Annotated in this window: 18 protein-coding genes; 8 read left to right on the top strand and 10 right to left on the bottom strand. The window is 62.8% G+C overall.

The features are described from left to right. Positions 1-374: 374 nt before the first annotated feature. Entirely contained in the window at positions 375-2,120 is a 1,746-nt protein-coding gene (locus LQ220_RS11685) for a methyl-accepting chemotaxis protein (protein WP_230188468.1), read from the top strand. 3 nt (positions 2,121-2,123) lie between these two features. On the opposite strand, the gene LQ220_RS11680 is transcribed toward LQ220_RS11685, so the two are convergent. Further along, positions 2,124-3,674, bottom strand: a complete 1,551-nt coding sequence (locus LQ220_RS11680; RefSeq protein WP_230188467.1) for a serine protease — start codon at positions 3,672-3,674, stop codon at positions 2,124-2,126. Between the two features lie 112 nt (positions 3,675-3,786). On the opposite strand from LQ220_RS11680, the gene ada reads away from it, so the two are divergent. Next, positions 3,787-4,836: a bifunctional DNA-binding transcriptional regulator/O6-methylguanine-DNA methyltransferase Ada gene (ada, locus tag LQ220_RS11675; protein WP_230188466.1), complete on the top strand. Its 1,050-nt coding sequence runs from the start codon at positions 3,787-3,789 to the stop codon at positions 4,834-4,836. Here ada and LQ220_RS11670 read toward each other — a convergent pair. Next, positions 4,833-4,994, bottom strand: coding sequence for a DUF1289 domain-containing protein (locus tag LQ220_RS11670; RefSeq protein WP_230188465.1), 162 nt, complete (start codon positions 4,992-4,994; stop codon positions 4,833-4,835). The genes ada and LQ220_RS11670 overlap by 4 nt on opposite strands. A 5-nt stretch (positions 4,995-4,999) precedes the next feature. Next, a complete protein-coding gene (locus LQ220_RS11665) occupies positions 5,000-7,168 on the bottom strand; it encodes a primosomal protein N' (RefSeq protein WP_230188464.1) in 2,169 nt (722 codons plus the stop codon). A gap of 77 nt (positions 7,169-7,245) precedes the next feature. Here LQ220_RS11665 and fsa point away from each other — a divergent pair, with 77 nt between their 5' ends. Beyond that, on the top strand, positions 7,246-7,899 hold the full coding sequence (fsa, locus tag LQ220_RS11660) for a fructose-6-phosphate aldolase (protein WP_230188463.1): 654 nt from the start codon (positions 7,246-7,248) through the stop codon (positions 7,897-7,899). Between the two features lie 42 nt (positions 7,900-7,941). Here fsa and LQ220_RS11655 read toward each other — a convergent pair whose 3' ends face one another. Then, positions 7,942-9,105 (bottom strand): penicillin-binding protein activator, encoded by a 1,164-nt coding sequence (locus tag LQ220_RS11655; RefSeq protein ID WP_230188618.1) that lies wholly within the window; start codon positions 9,103-9,105, stop codon positions 7,942-7,944. A gap of 56 nt (positions 9,106-9,161) precedes the next feature. Between LQ220_RS11655 and rsmI the strand changes: the two genes are divergently transcribed. Genes rsmI through LQ220_RS11635 form a run of 4 tightly spaced genes read left to right on the top strand, consistent with a single transcriptional unit; the run spans position 9,162 to position 12,007 of the window. Then, positions 9,162-10,025 carry a 16S rRNA (cytidine(1402)-2'-O)-methyltransferase gene (rsmI, locus tag LQ220_RS11650; protein ID WP_230188462.1) on the top strand — a complete coding sequence of 288 codons (864 nt, stop codon included), beginning with the start codon at positions 9,162-9,164 and terminating at the stop codon, positions 10,023-10,025. After that, entirely contained in the window at positions 10,022-10,375 is a 354-nt protein-coding gene (locus LQ220_RS11645) for a YraN family protein (protein ID WP_230188461.1), read from the top strand. The genes rsmI and LQ220_RS11645 overlap by 4 nt, the downstream gene beginning before the upstream one ends. 33 nt (positions 10,376-10,408) lie before the next feature. Beyond that, complete coding sequence (gshB, locus tag LQ220_RS11640) at positions 10,409-11,368, top strand: glutathione synthase (protein ID WP_230188460.1); 960 nt, start codon at positions 10,409-10,411, stop codon at positions 11,366-11,368. Positions 11,369-11,395: 27 nt separating this feature from the next. After that, positions 11,396-12,007: a DedA family protein gene (locus LQ220_RS11635; RefSeq protein WP_230188459.1), complete on the top strand. Its 612-nt coding sequence runs from the start codon at positions 11,396-11,398 to the stop codon at positions 12,005-12,007. 3 nt (positions 12,008-12,010) lie between these two features. On the opposite strand, the gene LQ220_RS11630 is transcribed toward LQ220_RS11635, so the two are convergent. Together LQ220_RS11630 and hemW are read right to left on the bottom strand one after the other, a co-directional pair. After that, positions 12,011-12,910: a tyrosine recombinase XerC gene (locus tag LQ220_RS11630; protein WP_230188458.1), complete on the bottom strand. Its 900-nt coding sequence runs from the start codon at positions 12,908-12,910 to the stop codon at positions 12,011-12,013. A gap of 10 nt (positions 12,911-12,920) precedes the next feature. Further along, entirely contained in the window at positions 12,921-14,090 is a 1,170-nt protein-coding gene (gene hemW, locus LQ220_RS11625; protein ID WP_230188457.1) for a radical SAM family heme chaperone HemW, read from the bottom strand. Between the two features lie 80 nt (positions 14,091-14,170). Here hemW and LQ220_RS11620 point away from each other — a divergent pair, with 80 nt between their 5' ends. Continuing rightward, positions 14,171-14,713: a CAP domain-containing protein gene (locus LQ220_RS11620; RefSeq protein WP_230188456.1), complete on the top strand. Its 543-nt coding sequence runs from the start codon at positions 14,171-14,173 to the stop codon at positions 14,711-14,713. Between the two features lie 12 nt (positions 14,714-14,725). On the opposite strand, the gene LQ220_RS11615 is transcribed toward LQ220_RS11620, so the two are convergent. The 4 genes from LQ220_RS11615 to hrcA form a co-directional block, all read right to left on the bottom strand. After that, positions 14,726-15,007: a DUF2218 domain-containing protein gene (locus LQ220_RS11615; protein ID WP_230188455.1), complete on the bottom strand. Its 282-nt coding sequence runs from the start codon at positions 15,005-15,007 to the stop codon at positions 14,726-14,728. Next, positions 15,007-15,612 (bottom strand): PadR family transcriptional regulator, encoded by a 606-nt coding sequence (locus LQ220_RS11610; protein ID WP_230188454.1) that lies wholly within the window; start codon positions 15,610-15,612, stop codon positions 15,007-15,009. The genes LQ220_RS11615 and LQ220_RS11610 overlap by 1 nt, the downstream gene beginning before the upstream one ends. Positions 15,613-15,870: 258 nt before the next feature. Next, positions 15,871-16,422 (bottom strand): nucleotide exchange factor GrpE, encoded by a 552-nt coding sequence (grpE, locus tag LQ220_RS11605; protein WP_230188453.1) that lies wholly within the window; start codon positions 16,420-16,422, stop codon positions 15,871-15,873. Further along, positions 16,419-17,462: a heat-inducible transcriptional repressor HrcA gene (gene hrcA / locus LQ220_RS11600; RefSeq protein ID WP_230188452.1), complete on the bottom strand. Its 1,044-nt coding sequence runs from the start codon at positions 17,460-17,462 to the stop codon at positions 16,419-16,421. Before hrcA ends, grpE begins: the two co-directional genes overlap by 4 nt. Between the last annotated feature and the right edge of the window lie 5 nt (positions 17,463-17,467).

Genomic DNA, 17,467 nt, shown 5'->3' with positions numbered 1-17,467 from the left:
GTGAAAGTCCTCCGCAATGAAATGGCACACATGCCAAGAAGGGGAGGTGGTTGCCCATCCCCCTGATGTGGGGGCCGGTTAGCAGGAGGGTTGCCCCGATGCAAGACGCCACAAGAGATTACTGGACGGCATAGGCCAAAGGTAGGGGATCGTCGGAAAGAGAAGCGCATGTCAGGCTGCCCTGAGACTGATTTCACCGGGCGATGGCGCGACACGATCCAAGGCAAAGGTTAACGGCTTCATGACAGAAATATGACGGTTTTAAGTCATTTTCTCCAGCGACTTGCGCCTTCCAACCCCGATGTCGTTAACCTATTTTTATCAGCCGCCAATGCATATCGCGCCCACAAGAAAGAATTGCGGGTGGCGCGTTTATGGTTTCGTTGCATGACAGGTGGCAAGGGCTGCTCCAGAGCGAACGACGGTCCCTTGGCGACCGCGTGCGATTGCTGGTCGTCATTCTTGCATCTCTATTGCTGATCCTCACGCTTTCGGTCTTTGCGGCCTCGACGATCAACCAGATCGGCCTTGCACGGCTGGTCGACAATCGCATGGCGCCGATGAGCCGCCTGCAAAATGCCATGAGCAGCTATGAGCAGGTGCTGGTCATCGCCAACAAGGTACGCAGCGGCAATATGACACCGCAGGGCGGCGCGAGCGCCATCGGTTCGGTTCAGAAAATCATCGCCAATGACTGGCGGCAACTGGAAGGTACAGCGACGGAAACCGCGGGCGGGGTAAAGTGGCAGGAGATCATCGATGAGCGCGGCCCTGCCGATCGCGCGGTCGAGGAGCTGATCCAGCTTCTGGAAAAGCAGGACCGGGATGGGATCGATTTCTTTCTGTCCGGCACATTCTACACCCATGTCGATCCATTGCTCGTCGGTTCGGAGCGCTATGTGCAGGGTTTGCGTCAGTTGGCCGATGGAGAGCGCGATCTGTTGCGCACGATCGGTTGGGGGACGCAACTTGTCATCGGCATCGTCTTGATTGCGGGCATTGGTATCGGCTTCCTCGTACTGCGGTTCGCGCATCGCAATATCGTGGAGCCCCTTACGGAAATCGCGGCATTTACGGCAGGAAACGCCATAGACGGCGCGCGGGCGGTCCCGCATCATGATCGGGTAGACGAGATCGGCGATATTGCGCGGGCCATCGGCACCGCGGCTGCGCGAGCAGATGAAGCCCGGCGCGAGGCATTGGCACGCCATCAGGCCGAAGCCGATATGCGTGCCATGGAACAAGCCGCGTCCGAAGCGGCAACGCATCGTGCCAGGCGCCTCGACGCGCTCTTCCAGCGTTTCGAAGCAGGACTATCCGATCTTGTCAGCGGGCTTGCCGCCGCTGCGGCCTCTATGCGCACAATGGCCGAGCAGATGACGCAAACCTCGGCCTCGTCGGAACATATGGCATCGGAAGCGACGCGCGATGTCGAGAATATCGCGCATAGCATGAAGCAGATAGAGGATTCGAGCGGAGCGTTGATGGCCATCGTCAGCGATGTCGACATCAGTGTCGACTCTGCGCGGGTTCAGGCCGGCAGCGTTTATGCCCAGAGCCAGGAAAATCGCACCCATGCGCGCGCACTGCACGAACTGGTGCAGGATATCGGGGGCGCGCTCGATCAGATCACCGGGCTTGCCCAGCAAACGAACATGCTGGCGCTCAATGCCAGTATCGAAGCGAGTCGGGCAGGCGACGCGGGGCGCGGCTTCGCAGTCGTGGCACAGGAAGTGAAGGCACTCGCCAAGCAAACCCAGACTCTCGCCGGAGAGATCGATGGACGGCTGCAGCATATCGCCACCACCAGCGACGATGTGCTCGCCAGCGTCTCGCTGGTCGAAACGATGGCGGCGGGGCTGGACGACAACGCTAACAAGATCGGTCGCGCTATCGCGTCCCAGAACGCTTCAAGCCGCCAGATCGTGTCGGCCCTCGGCACCGTGCGGAACGGATCGCGCGATGCGGTGAACGGCATGACCGAGCTTCAGCATCGTTCCACAGAGGTCCGCGCAGCAGCGCAGGGGCTGCTCGCGACGGCGGATGACATTGCCCGCCAATCGGACATTTTGCGCGATGAATTTGCGCGCCTATCGGGCGAAGTCCGCAAGGCTGCTTAGGGCCTACTGTTCAGGAACCTTCCCCTTGCCGCATTGATACACCAGCCGCTCATTAGGTTGCAGCGGCAGGATGGCCCGCAGATCGTTCTGCATCCTGCCCAGTTTCGCCAGTGCAGCCGTATCGGTTGTGCAGGCGCCCGCATCGGTTGTTGCACGGATGGCGCGTGCACGTTCCAGCGTATCGGCATCGGCCAGATACCGCTCGTTCTTCAAGGCACCCGTCCCCGGATCGAAGCGTGTGACAGCAATGGCGGCATCGTCGGGCGTGCTGTTGACGCTGATCCAGCCAGTGTCGTCTTTCAGATATTGCCGACGACCATTGGCGCAGCCCGTATCGGTCCAGTTGAGCGGAACGTCGGTTGTCTCCGACACCGTGATACGACTGCGGGCCTCATCGATGCGGCATATATTGTCGCCAGCCGCAGCATAGCCGATGGTCTGTGTGGACGTCACCGCGCCGCTATCGAGCGCGGCTGCGGCCACGCGATCTTCGATGCTGGAAAAGCTGGGGCGCAGGAAAAACGCGAGGGCAGCGGAGATGAGCAACACGCCGCCGCCGATGCCGAACCACAGCGAGGGCTTCTGCTTGCCTTGCGTATAGGTCAAACCCGATGCGCCCGCCGCAAGCACTGCCAGTGCCAGCAGCACGGCAGCCAGCGCCATGATATTCTCGCGTGCCGATATCACGTCCTGTTCGGCGGCATCGCGCGCCTTGGCCATGGCGGCATCCTGCGCAGCGGCGGCGGTGCGGGCGGAGGCATCCTTGCTGGCGGCATCCTGCGCTATCCGGCGTGCTTCTGCTTCGTCGATTTCGGCAAGAGAGCGACACGGCGCGGATGTACGCGAGAAACTGACCCCGGCTTGCCGCAGGAACGAAGCAATTTCGCGGTTCGACACTGCAAAGCCGAATTCGGCATCGTTACCTTCGGATATCGATCCGAAACTGTTGAGACCCAGCACTCGCCCGCAATCGTCCACCAGCGGGCCGCCGCTGTTGCCCGATGCCAGCGGCGCGGTGTGCAGGATCGTGTCGAACGCCTTGCCAGACCGGCCCGACGACACATTGCCGCCCGTCTTCACCGGCTGCATCGGCTCGACCATGTCTTTGAGGCCCAGCCCCTGCGCCCGATCCACCGTGCCGGGATAGCCGATGGCAGTAACATGCTGCCCGTCGGCCACCGCACCGGCGTAGAAGGTGGCGGGTGGCAAGCGGCCCTGATCGAGCTGGATTAGCGCAAGGTCGTTGCCGGGGGAATAAGCGATCACTTTCCCGCCATAGCTTTTCTTGCCCTCCGATGGGACGACGCCGATGACGATGTTCTTTTCCTCGCGCGTCATTTCCACGACATGCGCGTTAGTCAGCACCTTGTCCGGCGCGACCACCAGCCCGCTGCCATGCCCCACGAAATAGGCTTCCGCGCCATCGGTCGCGACCAGAGCCACGCGCACCACGCCACGCGCAGCGGCGGTCAGGTCCATCTGATCGGCGCGGGCCGTGGCGGCAAAGCCCAGCAGGAGCAGCAAGGCGGCGAAACGGCGGAAAAGGGATGTCATATGGCGCGATACATATGGCCATTGGCCGCGAAGTAAAACGGGAAAGAGTTGTCTTCGCTTTGAACGCAAGACACGGGAAGCCTTTGCGCGGCGCGCGGGGCAAGATAAGTCGATGAGCGAAATGACCATGATCCATCCAACACTGGACCCCGATACTTGCTGGGAGGCCTTCTCCCGGCGGGACCGCGATATGGACGGGCACTTCGTCGGGGCCGTGCTGACGACAGGTATCTATTGCAAACCAAGCTGCCCGGCGAGACACCCAAGTCGTTGTAATATAATATTCTTTTCAGACGCGGAGAGCGCGCGCGTGTCGGGTTATCGTGCCTGCCTCCGCTGCCGCCCTGACGAAGTGGGCCGCGACCGGCAGGCTGTCGACAAGGCACTTTCGCTCATCGACTTATCTGAGGAGCCGCTGTCGCTCGATGCCTTGGCGCAGGCCGTTGGCTATGCCCCGCATCATTTCCACCGCCTGTTCAAACGGGCGACAGGCGTCACGCCCGCTGCCTATGCTCGCAAGCTACGCGCCGACCGGCTGGAGTCGGCTTTGGAGGAGGACAACCGCGTGACCGACGCAATCTACGATGCTGGCTACAACGCCCCCAGCCGTGCCTATGCCGATGCCGGGCAGCGGCTGGGCATGACGCCGAGTGCATGGAAGAAAGGCGGAGCGGGGGTCACGATCCGCTATGCCATCGTGCAAAGCAGCCTCGGCGCGACTCTGATCGCGGCGACCGAAAAGGGGCTGTGCCGCATCAGTTTCGACGAAGATGAAGGGGAACTGCGACGCCGCTTCCCTGCGGCGGACATCCGCCCCGCCGATGCCGATTTCGCGGCATTGGCGGCGGAAGTCGTCGCGCTGGTGGACAATCCGGCCCGAACCGCAAACCTCCCCGTAGATGTGCAGGGAACGGCGTTCCAGCAGGCCGTGTGGGATGCCCTGCGCGCCATCCCGGCAGGAGAGACACGCACCTATAGCCAGGTCGCGGCCAGCATCGGCAAACCGGGTGCCGTCCGCGCCGCTGGCTCTGCCTGCGGCGACAATGTGCTGGCGGTGTTGGTCCCCTGCCATCGGGTTCTGCGCACCGACGGATCGTTGGGCGGCTACGCCTACGGGCTGGAGCGCAAGGAAAAGCTGCTGGAAGCGGAGCGAAAGGCTTAACGCGCGTCGGCTTTTAGCCGCGCCATGATCGCCAGTCGCTCGGCATCTGCCATAGTCGACCATCGCCCAATCTCCTCAAGCGTTCGCCCGCAGCCGACGCAGCGCCGCTTCAACGCATCGAGCGCGCAGATCTTGGTGCACGGGGTTGGAATGGGCATGGTCATCACATGAAACTGTAAGGGTCGATATCGACTGCTACCCGGGTGCCGGATTTCCAGACAACATTGCCCAGCCATTCCCGAATCGCGCTCTGCACGTCCAGTTGGCGGGTGGCGTGGACGAGGAGGCGGTGGCGGTGGCGACCGCGCAGGACGGCGAGCGGGGCGGGAGCGGGTCCGTAGACGCGCATCCCCTCTATCTCCGGCGCGCTCCTGCCGATCTGGCGAGCTATGTCGGTAGCTTCGGCAGGGTCTTCGCTGGATATAATGATGGCGGCGAAGCGACCGAAAGGTGGGGCATGGGCATGGCGACGGCTGGCGGTTTCGGTGGCGTAGAAGGCTTCGGTGTCGCCGCTGATGAGCGCCTTGATGACCGGCGCGTCAGGCATCCGTGTCTGGATATAGACCCGCCCCGGCTTTGCGCCGCGTCCGGCACGGCCGGACACTTGGACGATCTGCTGAAAGGTCCGCTCCGAAGCGCGCAGATCTCCGCCTTCCAATCCCAAGTCGGCGTCGATCACGCCGACGAGCGTCAGGTTGGGAAAATGATAGCCTTTGGTGATAAGCTGCGTGCCGACGATAATATCGACGGCGCCACCCTCCACGCTCCGGACGAAATCGGCGGCGCGGGCGGGGGACCACAGTGTGTCGGACGTGGCGATAACGGTGCGTGCTTCGGGCCAGAGCGCCGCGACTTCGTCGGCAATCCGCTCGACGCCGGGACCGCATGGGACAAGCGCGTCCTCCGTCTTGCAGTCCGGGCAGGCCTTCGGCACCGGGATTACATGGCCGCAATGGTGGCAGGCGAGGCGGCGGGTCAACCGATGCTCGACCATCCACGCAGTGCAATTGGGGCACTGAAATCGGTATCCGCAATGACGGCACAAGGTCAGCGGCGCATAGCCGCGCCGGTTGAGGAACAGCAGTGCCTGCTCGCCTTTTTCCAGTGCCTCGTCGATCGCGGTGACGAGCAATGGCGCGATCCAGCGACCCCGCTCCGGCGGATGGGTGAGCAGGTTGAGGCCGATGATTTCGGGCATCACCGCCCCACCGAAGCGGGCAGGCAATTTGATCTCGGTATAGCGTCCGACCTCTACCTGATGCCGCGTCTCGATGGCCGGGGTCGCGGAGGCAAGGATGACCGGGCACTTCTCCATAAGCCCGCGCATCACGGCGACATCGCGGGCATGATAGTGAACCCCGTCCTCTTGCTTGAAGCTGGTCTCATGCGCCTCGTCGACGACGATGACGCCCAGCTTTGGATAGGGCAGAAACAGGGCAGAGCGCGCGCCGACGACAACCTTCGCCTGCCCCGTGGCAATGGCCCGCCAAGCCCGGCGGCGCTCCGACGAACGCAGGCCGCTGTGCCAAGCGACGGGTTCCACGCCGAATCGCTTGGTGAAACGGTCGAGAAAGGGTTCGGTCAGCGCGATTTCGGGAAGCAGCACGAGAACCTGCCGTCCGTTCCGCAAGGCGCGGGCAATGGCTTCGAAATAGACTTCGGTCTTGCCCGAACCTGTTACGCCGTCGAGCAGGAAAGGGTGAAAGTCCTGCGCGGCGACGGCGTCGATCAACTGTTCGGCTGCTGCGGCTTGTTCTTCGGACAGGTCTGGTGGCGCGAAGTCCGGGTCGGGATCGGGGAAGGGGGTGTCAGTGCTGACCTCGATGGGTTCGAAGGCCCCGGCCTTTATCAACCCCCGGATCACGGCATCCGATACGCCACCGATGGCAGCGAGTTCGCGCACCAGCCCCTGTCGCTCGCCGATCCGTTCCAGCGCCTTGGCGCGTTGGTCGGTTAGGCGTTCGGGCACATTGCCGGTCGCGCGATATTCGATGGTGGTGCGTGTACCTTCCAGCGCGGAGTGCGACGCCAGCGCCATCCGCAGCACAGCAGCGGGAGGCGCCATGTAGTAGTCGGCCGTCCATTCGATCAGTCGACGGAGAGGCGCAGGGATCGGCGGTGCATCCATCGTCCCCAGCAGCGGGCGGAGGCGATTGTCCCCGACCGTTTCGATGTCGGGAAAGCTGCCCTCATCCCATACCACACCGACCAGTTGGCGCGGCCCCAAAGGCGCGACGACGATGCTGCCCGGCTCGACGCTCATGCCGTGCGGTACACGATAGTCGAGCGGGCCAAGCGCGGCATTAAGGATGAGGACGCGGGCGCGAGTCATGATCTGTGCCCTACCCCAAGGGGGTTTGCGCGCCTATAGCGTCGCCATCGAATCAGCCAGCAAGAGGGGCCAGACCCATGAAATTCTTCGTCGACACCGCAGATACCGCCGAAATTCGCGATCTGGCCGCCACGGGCCTTCTGGATGGCGTTACCACTAATCCTTCACTGATCGCCAAGTCGGGCCGCAAGTTCGTCGAAGTGGTCGAGGAAATCTGCGGCATCGTCGAGGGGCCAGTGTCCGCCGAAGTCATCGCGCTTGACCATGAAACGATGATGAAGGAAGCCGCCGTCCTGCGGAAGATTGCCGACAATGTCTGCATCAAGGTGCCGTTGACGATCGATGGCCTCAAGACGTGCAAGGCGCTGTCGGACGATGGCGTGATGGTCAATGTGACGCTGTGCTTCTCCGCCAATCAGGCGCTGTTGGCGGCAAAGGCTGGCGCGGCATTCATTTCGCCGTTCGTCGGCCGTCATGACGACAACGGCTTCGACGGCATGGCGTTGATCCAGGACATTCGGTTGATCTACGACAACTATGCGTTCGATACCGAAATCCTGGTCGCCAGCGTGCGCCATCCGATCCATGTGCTGGAAAGCGCGAAGATCGGCGCCGATGTCATGACCGCCCCGCCCGCCGTCATCAAGTCGCTGTTCAACCATGTCCTGACCGATAAGGGCATTGCCGGGTTCATGGCGGATTGGGCAAAGACGGGTCAGTCGATTCTCTAAGCGACCTTTCCCCTCCCTTCGCAGGGAGGGGAGCCTAGGGCGTTACTCCCCGAAGCTCTTTGGGGCGGCATCAACCACGCCGAAGCTGCCGCTGTTGACCTGATTGACCTCCAATGCACGCTCGGCGATGCCGCCGCGTGTGAAGCGGAAGGCACCGTCGATGCCGGAGAAACCGCCAGCATCGGACAGCCGACGGGCCGGGAAGGGCGTGCCGACTTTCCAGTCCTGCGCAATCCGCACCGTCAGCAGCACCGAGTCATAGCCAAGCGAGGACAGACGGAAGGGTGTGCTGCCGAAGCGTGCGCGGTAGCGGGTGGCAAGCTGGCGATAGAGGCCGTCGGATACTGCCGCGAACCACGCGCCTTGCAGGGCGGGCGCGCCGGCGATGGCGCTTTCGGTGTTCCACAGTTCGGTGCCCAGTACCCGCGCTTTGGCACCATGCACGCTTTTGCGCAGAACAGGCGCGGCCTGCATCGCGACGCGGCCGCCATCGGCGATCAGCACGGCATCATAAGCCGAAGCTGCATCGAGTTTCTTGACCGCCGCCGTGATCGATCCGGGTGAGCGATCGAAAGGCTGCATCGATACCACCGTGCCGCCTGCGCTCTCTACCGCCCGGAGCATCGACGTTCCTGCGCGTTCGCCATAGGTGCCGCGCGGCACAAGAGCGGCGAAGCTGTTCATCCCCTTCGACTTGGCAAAGGTTACGACGCGCTCGATCGACTGGTTGGTGTTATAGCCCAGCAGGTAGACGCCGTTCCCGGCGACGCTGCTGTCGTTGGAGAAGCTGATGACCGGGACGCCAGCCTTCTGCGCGATGGGGCCGACGATGCGGGCGTCCTCTGCCATCAACGGGCCGAGGATCAGGCGGTTGCCTTCCGCCAGTGCGCGGCTTGCAGCGGCGGCGGCACCGAGGTTGGTGTCGTAAGTAGTGATTCGGACTTTTTCGGTCTTGGTATCGAGCATCGCCAGCGTGGTGGCGTTCGCGATGGACTGGCCCACGCCCGCATTCGCGCCGCTCATGGGAACGAGCAGAGCGACGCGATGCCGCTGCGTATCGGTCGGCAAGCCTTGTTGAACGGTGTCGGGTTCGGTCGATTGCGTGGGCGTGGGGCCTGTCGGCTGCTCGCCACGCGGTATGATCGTCTGGCATCCTGCCACCATCAGGGCGGCTGCAGCGAACATTATTCGCGCGCTGCGTTTCATCACCGGCAATATGCCTGCTTGCGGTCCGGCATCCGTCTCTGTCATCTGGCGTCCTTATGGAAACTGCTTCTCATGAATCCGCCTCGACGGATTCCCCTCTCGAACCGGGCCTTTATATCGTCGCGGGGCCTATCGGCAACCTTGCTGACCTTAGCCCGCGCGCAGCAGAAATATTGCGCAAGGCCGATGTTGTCGCCGTGGAAGACACACGGGTCAGCGCGAAACTGCTCCGCGCGGCGGGTTCCGACCGGCCGATGGTCCCCTATCACGACCATAGCAACGACACGCTGCGCCAACGGCTGATCGACCGGATGGCGCGTGAGGTCGTGGCGTTGCTGTCCGACGCGGGAACCCCGCTGATCTCCGATCCAGGGTATAAGCTCGTGCGCGATGCGCGAGCCGCGGGGCGGTTCGTCACCAGTCTGCCCGGGCCAAGCGCCGCCATCGTGGCACTGACGCTGAGCGGCCTTCCCACCGACCGATTTCTCTTCATGGGGTTCTTGCCGTCCAAGGCGAAGGCGCGTGGCGATACGCTGGCCGAAGTGGCGGCGTTGCGGGCGACACTGATCTTCTACGAAAGCGGCCCGCGTCTGTCGGACAGTCTAGCGGCGATGGCCGATGGGTTGGGGGATCGCGAAGCGGCGGTGGTGCGGGAAATTAGCAAGCGATTCGAGGAAACGGTAACCGGCACTCTGGCCGAGCTTTCCCAGCGCTACGCCGATTCGCCCCCCAAGGGCGAGATCGTGGTGATCGTCGGTCCGCCGGGCGAAGCGCCTCCCGCGACGCAGGACGACGCCGATGCGGCGCTGATCGAAGCGATGGCGCGGTTGCCAGTGTCGAAGGCTGCGGGCGAAGTGGCCAAGGCCTTGGGACTGGATCGTCGCGAACTCTATGCGCGGGCGATGGTGCTCAAAGGATGAGCCGGCAGGCAGCGGAGAAGCGCGGGCGGCAGGCGGAGCGCATCTGTGGCTGGTGGCTGCGGTTGAAAGGTTGGCAGATATTGGCGCGACGGGCGCGCACGCCGCTTGGGGAAGTCGATTTGGTTGTACGCAAGCCAGGAATCGTCGCATTTGTTGAGGTTAAGGCGCGTAGCAGTGTGGCTGAGCTGGACTTTGCAATAGACGAGCGACGTCTGACGCGGGTCGCTGCGGCTGCGGAAGTACTCGCTGCAACCTACTGCCAGCCGGGCGACGACATGCGAATCGACGTGATGCTCCTTGCGCCGGGGCGACCGCCGCGCCATTTGGTCAACGTCTGGCATGGAGGGTGACACCTCCTTCCCGAAACCGAACGGATTAGTTTTATGACCAGCCTTAATGTCGCCGTGCAGATGGACCCGATGGAATCGATCAAGATCGCCGGGGATTCGACTTTCCACATCATGCTGGCTGCGCAGGCGCGGGGGCATAAGCTGTTCCATTATCTCGCGCCGGACCTTTCGATGCGCGAAGGACGGGTGATCGCCCATGCCCGCCCGGTTGAAGTGCGCAAGGTACAGGGGGATCATTTCACATTTGGCGATCCGGTCCGGCTGGACCTTGGCCGCGATATTGACGTGGTGCTGATGCGGCAGGACCCGCCGTTCGACCTGTCATATATTACCGCGACGCATTTGCTCGAACGCATCCAAGGCGAGACGCTGGTGGTCAATGACCCTGCTGCTGTGCGGAACGCGCCGGAGAAGGTGTTCGTGCTGGATTACGCCCGCTTCATGCCACCCACGATGATTACCCGCAGCCTGGAGGAAACGCGCAGCTTCCTTGCCGAGCATGGCGAAATCGTCGTGAAGCCGCTTTATGGCAATGCCGGGACGGCGGTGTTTCATGTGGGCAAGAACGGCGCCAATCTTTCGGCGCTCGTGGAACTCTTTAATGCTTCGTGGGTCGAGCCTTTCATGGTTCAAGCCTTCATTCCCGGCGTCGCTAGCGGCGACAAGCGTATCGTGCTGATCGATGGCGAAGTAGCGGGCGCAGTGAACCGGATTCCCGGCAAGGGCGAAATCCGATCGAACCTTGCCGTCGGCGGATCGGCGGCGAAGACCGAATTGACCGAGCGCGAACGGGAAATCTGCGCTGCGATGGGGCCCGAGCTGAAAAAGCGCGGGCTGCTGTTCGTCGGTATCGACGTGATCGGAGGCGAGTGGCTGACTGAGATCAACGTCACCTCACCGACCGGCATCGTGTCTATCGATGCGTTTGACGGGACAGATACGGGCGGGATGATCTGGGACGCTATTGACGCCCGGCTGGCTGCGCAGGCGTAACGGCGCGCGCTGCCCGCCGATGGTTCGATGACCGACTGGATTTTCCATCTGATCGATGCAGGCGGCTATTGGGGCATTGCGTTCCTGATGGTGCTGGAAAACGTATTTCCCCCGATTCCGTCGGAAATCATCATGGGGATCGGTGGCATCCGCGTTGGGCAGGGGCAGATGGCTATGGCGCCGTTGCTGCTATTCGGGACGGCAGGCACGACTGTTGGCAATTATTTCTGGTATCTGATTGGGCGGAAACTTGGCATCCAGAGGTTAAAGCCGCTGGTAGATCGCTACGGTCGCTGGGCTACGCTGGAATGGCGCGATGTCGAGGCGATCAACGGCGTGTTCGCACGCTATGGGCAGGCCATCGTGTTCGTGTTCCGCTTCATGCCCGCGCTGCGGACAATGGTGTCCTTGCCAGCGGGATTGTTCCGTATGGGGCATGTCCGGTTCTTGCTGTGGACTGCATCTGGGTCGTTGATTTGGAATGTCATCCTTGCCTATGCGGGATACATTCTGGGCGCGAATTTCAAGGAGATCGATACCTATATCGGCCCGGCGGCGACGGTTACGGTCGTGCTGGCGGGGCTGTTCTATGTGTATCGGTTGATAACCTGGCGACCTTCGACTGTTAAGGACGAGTGACCTCTAAGCGCGGGGATGGGCGTTGCGATAGACGTCCAGCAGATGCGCGGCGTTGACTTCGGTATAGACTTGCGTCGAGGACAGGCTGGCGTGGCCAAGCAGTTCCTGAAGCGACCGTAGATCCGCTCCGCGTCCCAGCAGATGTGTGGCGAAGCTGTGGCGCAGGGCGTGGGGCGTCGTACGTTCCGAGAGGCCTAGTCGACCGCGGGCACCCTGTACCGCGCGGCGGATGAGGGCGGGGGAGAGCGGGCCGCCACGAGCGCCGCGGAACAGGGGTTCGTCCGGTATAGCGGGATAGGGGCAGACGGCGAGATAGGCATCGATAGCCTCGCGCACTTGCGGCAGTAGCGGGACTATACGGGTCTTGTTGCGCTTGCCGGTGACGCGCAGCGTGGTTTCGAGTGGGAGTATTGCGCCGGTCAGCGCCATCGCCTCCCCGATGCGCAGGCCTGCGCCATAGAGCAGGAGGAGCACGGCCCAGTCGCGAGCGCCGATCCAGCCGTCGCGGGCGGTGTCGGCAATGTCGTGCGCCAGCGCGATCACATCGTCGGGCGAGATGGGGCGGGGGACGCCGCGTTTGACGCGCGGGCCTTTGAGGGTCGGTATGCTCCCGCCTTCTCCGCCCACGAAGCGGAGGAAGCCGTGGATAGCGGACAATTCGCGCGCGGTGGAGAGGTTGCCGATGTCGTCTGTGCTGCGCCGTTCGGCTAGGAAGCTTCGGATGTCGGCGGCAGCCAAGGTGGTCAGGGCGTTGCGGGTGACGCTGGCGCCCTGATGCTCTTGCAGGAAAGCCACCAGCCGCTCCGCCGTGGCGATATAGGCCCGGACGGTATGGACCGAGCGCCGTCGGTCCTGCGCGAGATGGCGGCGCCAGTCTTCGATCAGGGATTGGGCGGCGGGCATGACGGGGATGCTATACCACGATCTGGGGCAGGATTGCATCGAGGAGGAGCATACCGGGCGGGAGTACCGTGAGGCGTTGGCCTTCCGCTTTTACGAGGCCTAAAGCCGATAGGTGGAAGACCGCATCGTCGTTCAATAACGCTTCCCGTGCAACGCCCGACATCGCCGCGATGCGCTCCAGATCGACGCCTTCGCGCAAGCGCAAACCCATCAGCAGAGCCTCGGTGCCGCGGTCCTCCGGCAAGAGGATGTCTTCGCTTTTTAGGCCGTGCGCGTTGCGATCGACCGCGGCCATCCAGTTTTCCGGCTTCTTGTGCCGCTGGGTGGCGATGCCGTTGCGGCGTCCATGCGCGCCGGGGCCGATGCCGACATAATCGCCGTAGCGCCAGTAAGTAAGGTTGTGGCGGCTTTCCTGTCCGGGGCGGGCGTGGTTGCTGATTTCGTAGGCGGGGAGCCCTGCCGCTTCGGTCATGGCCTGCGTTAGCTCGTAAAGGGTCGCGCCGTGATCCGGGTCGGGAGCAGGGAAATCGCCTTTGCGGACCATGGATTCGAAGCGGGTGCCGGGTTCTATCGTGAGTTGATAGAGCGAAAGGTGGCCGGTGCCGAACGCCAGCGCGCGGGTGAGTTCGGTCTGCCAGTCGGTTTCGCTCTGGCCGGGGCGAGCGTAGATCAGGTCGAAGGTTACGCGGTCGAAGACCTGTTGTGCGGTGTCGAGGGCAGCGAGGCTTTCGGTGACATCGTGAGCGCGACCCAGAAAGCGCAAGGCAGTGTCGTCCAGTGCCTGAAGGCCCAGCGAGACACGGTTGACGCCTGCTGCGGCGAGGTCGGCAAAGCGGGCGGCTTCGACCGAACTGGGATTGGCTTCCAGCGTGATTTCTATGTCTGGCGCGAAGGTCCAGTGGCGCTGCGCTGCGGCGATCAGGGCGGCGGCGATGGATGGTGGCATCAGCGATGGCGTGCCGCCGCCGAAGAAGATCGAGCTGAGCCTGCGCCCCGGCGTCAGTGCCGCTTCATGGGCCATGTCGGCCAGCAAGGCCGATTGCCACGCGGCATGATCGATGCTGTCGCGGACGTGGCTGTTGAAGTCGCAATAGGGGCATTTCGAAACGCAGAAGGGCCAGTGGATGTAGAGCGCCAGGTCGCCGGTCGGGCCTGCCTCGGTCGTTAGGGGCTTGTTCATCGATAGCGGGGCAAGGTGCGCGGACATGATGCGGGGTCTGTATGCGGAATTTGGGGTGGTGGCTACTTGGGCTTGCGATTATGCCGATGAGCGCAAAGGCGCAGACGGATCGCCAGAGGGATATTCAGTCGCGATGGGACGAGCCGGATCGACCGCGCCCACGCAGGGAGCGGCTGTTGCAGGCGGTAATGCTCGACCTGCATAATGACGAGCGCAAGCGGATCGGGATCGCACCGGTGGCATGGGACGCCGGGCTGGCGGCGCAGGCGACGGCCTATGCGCGCGAACTCGCGCGGCTTCGCAAGTTTGAGCACAGTACCCGCGCCAGTCGGCCGACTTCGCAGGGCGAGAACCTATGGATGGGATCGCGCGGGGGCTTTACCTATGAGGAGATGGCCGACGCCTGGATTGCCGAGAAACGGTATTACCGGCATCGCCCGGTGCCGGATTACAGCACAACGGGCGACTGGCGGGACGTGGGGCATTATACCCAGATGATCTGGCAGAGCACGACTACCATCGGTTGCGGTGTCGCATCGAACGAGACCGACGACTATCTGGTGTGCCGGTACACACCGGCGGGCAACGTGTATGGACAGACCATCCACGGCTTACCGAAGTAAATAAGTCGACACCTAAAACCAGTTAAACGGCAGCGGAGCCTCCCGGAAGGCGAAGCGGTTGAGGTGATCGGCGACCACGCCTTTCATCCGGTCGACTGTATCCGCTTCGGGCGCTTCGACTTTCACAAGTAGCGTGTCGGGGCCAGCTTCCATGGTTGCCATGGCGTTGGGGAAGGTGATGGTCCCCTTTTGCGTATCGAAGTCGACCGGGAACTTGTGGCTCCAGTGCTTGCACAGTTGCTGGAGATATTTGCTGCCGTTTTCGGTCGGGACGGTGGCTTGTGCCTGGGCCATTACTTCAGCCTTTCGATCTTGCTGGCGGCTTCGTCGATGAGGGCCGCGACGTTGAGGACGGTGTCGGCATCGGCATTGTCGCCGCTCAGCCGGTTGTGGAGCGCCATTTTGAGATTATCCATGGCGCGGCGGATGGGGGCGCCGTCGGTGCGTTCGGCGCGCTTGGCGAGGATGTCGAGCCGACCGAGCGCGTCGAGGGCGTCGTTGCGGTTCTCTTCCAAATAAGTCGATCCCTGCGAAGTGATTCCGAAGAGCTTTTTGGTGCCTTCGCCGGGCTGTTCGGCGATCAGGTCCATGTCCGCCAGCATGGTCAGCATGGGATAGACGACGCCGGGGCTGGGGGCATAGGCACCGCCTGTCAGACCCTCGATGGCGCGGATCAGATCGTAGCCGTGGCGGGGGTTTTCGGCGATCAGGTGGAGCAGGATGAGCTTAAGCTCGCTGGCATCGAACAGACGACGACGAGTGCCGCGGGGGCCGCCTCCGCCCATTGGATCGCCGCCGAAGCGACCGCCGCCGCGATGGCGGCCTTCCCCGGCGTGGCGACCGATGGCGAAGCGGCCATGGCCGTGGTGGTGGGAGTGAGGATGTTCCGAGAATCGCATTGTGGTTCCTTGATAAGCGTTCTTGATGCGATCAAGATATATCTTATAAATGAGCAGTCAAGATATATCGTAGAATAATTTTGCTATGTGTCCGTTACGTCGGCGAAGGCTGGGGTGTTGGGCTGCTGTGTTGGACGTCGTTGCCTGAGATCCCAGCTTTCGCTGGGATGACGGACAGGGTGGGGCGGAGCGCTCCGATACAAAAACGGCGGCGATCCTTTGGGACCACCGCCGTTTTTACAACCTGAAAAGCTGCGTTTATTCAGCCGCTTTGGCAACGCCTACGAAGGCAGGGCGCAAGAGGCGGTCCTTGATCATGTAGCCAGCCTGCATTTCCTGCACGACGGTGCCGGGTGTGGCATCGGGGGAGGGGATTTCCACCATCGCCTGATGCTTGTTGGGGTCGAGCGCTTGCCCCATGGCTTCGATCTTTTCGATGCCGTTCTTGCGGAACACGCTTTCGAGTTCGCGGCCGGTGGCTTCGAGGCCGACGACCAGACCCTTCATCTTTTCATCTTCGCGCATGTCCGCTGGGATGGCAGCGAGCGCACGCGACAGATTGTCGGCGATGGTCAGCATGTCGCGGGCAAAGCCGGTCGCGGCATAAGCGCGCGCGTCGATCAGTTCCTTTTCGAGCCGACGACGGACGTTCTGCGTTTCGGCATGGGCGTAAAGCACGTCCTGCTTCGCAACGGCGACTTCTTCCTCAAGCGCGGCGATTTGTGCGTCCAACGGATTGGTTTCCTCTGGTGCTGCCGCTTCTTCGACTGCGGTTTCGGCGGTGTTTTCGTTCATTGTTTCTTCAGTCATCTCATCAATCTCGACAGGGTCTGCGCAGTGAAATCCACCATGGGGATCACCCGCGCATAGTTCAAGCGTGTGGGGCCGATCACCCCGACCACGCCAACGACGCGGCCATCGCCGGCGCGGTAGGGCGCGGCTATGACCGATGAACCGGACAGGGAAAAGAGCTTGTTTTCCGATCCGATGAATATCTTGGTCGCGGTGCCCGCCAGCGCGCTTTCAAGGAGGCGGGAAATTTCCTGCTTTCCTTCCAGCTCGTCGAGCAACTGGCGCACCCGTTCCAAGTCCGCCGAGGCAGTCTCGTCGATCAGGTTCGCTTGACCGCGCACGATGAGAACGGGACGGTTTTCGCTGTCTGCCGACCAGATGGCGAGGCCGCGATCGATGAGTTCGCGCGCAGCGCCGTCCAGCATGCGGCGATCGGAGTCGAGTTCCTGTGCCATTAACGCCTGCGCCTGGCGCAGGGTCAGGCCACCCAGCCGATCCGACATATAATTGGCGGCTTCGGTAAGCATCGACGGGGTAATGCCGAGGGGCAATTGCACCACGCGATTTTCGACCGAGCCATCCTGCGCCACCAGAATGGCAAGTGCCTGACCATCGCCAAGGCCGACGAAGCTGAATTGCCGCAATATCGGTTCGCGTTTGGGCACCATGACGATGCCAGCACAGGCGGACAGGCCTGACAGCGCGAGCGTGGCGGCGGAGAGCGCATCTTCGATCGGGCCGCTTTCGCCGACGCGCGCTTCTATGGCGCGGCGTTCTTCTGCCGAGGGTTCGGCGGCCTGCATCATGCCATCGACAAAAAGGCGCAGGCCCGTTTCGGTGGGCAGACGACCGGCGGAGGTGTGGGGCGCGGCCAGCAGGCCAAGTTCTTCCAAATCCTGCATCACGTTGCGGATCGAGGCAGGGGAGAGGTTGAGCGTGGCCAGCCGCGCGATGGTGCGGGAAGCCACGGGCATGCCATTACCCAGATAATTTTCCACGACCAGACGAAAGACGTCCCGTGCGCGGTCGTTCAGTTCGCTGATGGGAGTGATCGCCATGGCGC

The sequence above is a fragment of the Sphingobium sp. CECT 9361 genome, assembly GCF_918741285.1.
GTDB lineage: Bacteria > Pseudomonadota > Alphaproteobacteria > Sphingomonadales > Sphingomonadaceae > Sphingobium.
Note: the sequence above shows the minus strand (reverse complement) of the source record. Positions and strands in the feature narration are given on the sequence as shown.

Excerpts from the sequence above, each read along its gene's own strand:
- LQ220_RS11685 (WP_230188468.1), top strand. The coding sequence starts at position 375 with ATGGTTTCGTTGCATGACAGGTGGCAAGGGCTGCTCCAGAGCGAACGA.
- LQ220_RS11680 (WP_230188467.1), bottom strand. The coding sequence starts at position 3,674 with ATGACATCCCTTTTCCGCCGTTTCGCCGCCTTGCTGCTCCTGCTGGGC.
- ada (WP_230188466.1), top strand. The coding sequence starts at position 3,787 with ATGAGCGAAATGACCATGATCCATCCAACACTGGACCCCGATACTTGC.
- LQ220_RS11670 (WP_230188465.1), bottom strand. The coding sequence starts at position 4,994 with ATGCCCATTCCAACCCCGTGCACCAAGATCTGCGCGCTCGATGCGTTG.
- LQ220_RS11665 (WP_230188464.1), bottom strand. The coding sequence starts at position 7,168 with ATGACTCGCGCCCGCGTCCTCATCCTTAATGCCGCGCTTGGCCCGCTC.
- fsa (WP_230188463.1), top strand. The coding sequence starts at position 7,246 with ATGAAATTCTTCGTCGACACCGCAGATACCGCCGAAATTCGCGATCTG.
- LQ220_RS11655 (WP_230188618.1), bottom strand. The coding sequence starts at position 9,105 with ATGAAACGCAGCGCGCGAATAATGTTCGCTGCAGCCGCCCTGATGGTG.
- rsmI (WP_230188462.1), top strand. The coding sequence starts at position 9,162 with ATGGAAACTGCTTCTCATGAATCCGCCTCGACGGATTCCCCTCTCGAA.
- LQ220_RS11645 (WP_230188461.1), top strand. The coding sequence starts at position 10,022 with ATGAGCCGGCAGGCAGCGGAGAAGCGCGGGCGGCAGGCGGAGCGCATC.
- gshB (WP_230188460.1), top strand. The coding sequence starts at position 10,409 with ATGACCAGCCTTAATGTCGCCGTGCAGATGGACCCGATGGAATCGATC.
- LQ220_RS11635 (WP_230188459.1), top strand. The coding sequence starts at position 11,396 with ATGACCGACTGGATTTTCCATCTGATCGATGCAGGCGGCTATTGGGGC.
- LQ220_RS11630 (WP_230188458.1), bottom strand. The coding sequence starts at position 12,910 with ATGCCCGCCGCCCAATCCCTGATCGAAGACTGGCGCCGCCATCTCGCG.
- hemW (WP_230188457.1), bottom strand. The coding sequence starts at position 14,090 with ATGAACAAGCCCCTAACGACCGAGGCAGGCCCGACCGGCGACCTGGCG.
- LQ220_RS11620 (WP_230188456.1), top strand. The coding sequence starts at position 14,171 with ATGCCGATGAGCGCAAAGGCGCAGACGGATCGCCAGAGGGATATTCAG.
- LQ220_RS11615 (WP_230188455.1), bottom strand. The coding sequence starts at position 15,007 with ATGGCCCAGGCACAAGCCACCGTCCCGACCGAAAACGGCAGCAAATAT.
- LQ220_RS11610 (WP_230188454.1), bottom strand. The coding sequence starts at position 15,612 with ATGCGATTCTCGGAACATCCTCACTCCCACCACCACGGCCATGGCCGC.
- grpE (WP_230188453.1), bottom strand. The coding sequence starts at position 16,422 with ATGACTGAAGAAACAATGAACGAAAACACCGCCGAAACCGCAGTCGAA.
- hrcA (WP_230188452.1), bottom strand. The coding sequence starts at position 17,462 with ATGGCGATCACTCCCATCAGCGAACTGAACGACCGCGCACGGGACGTC.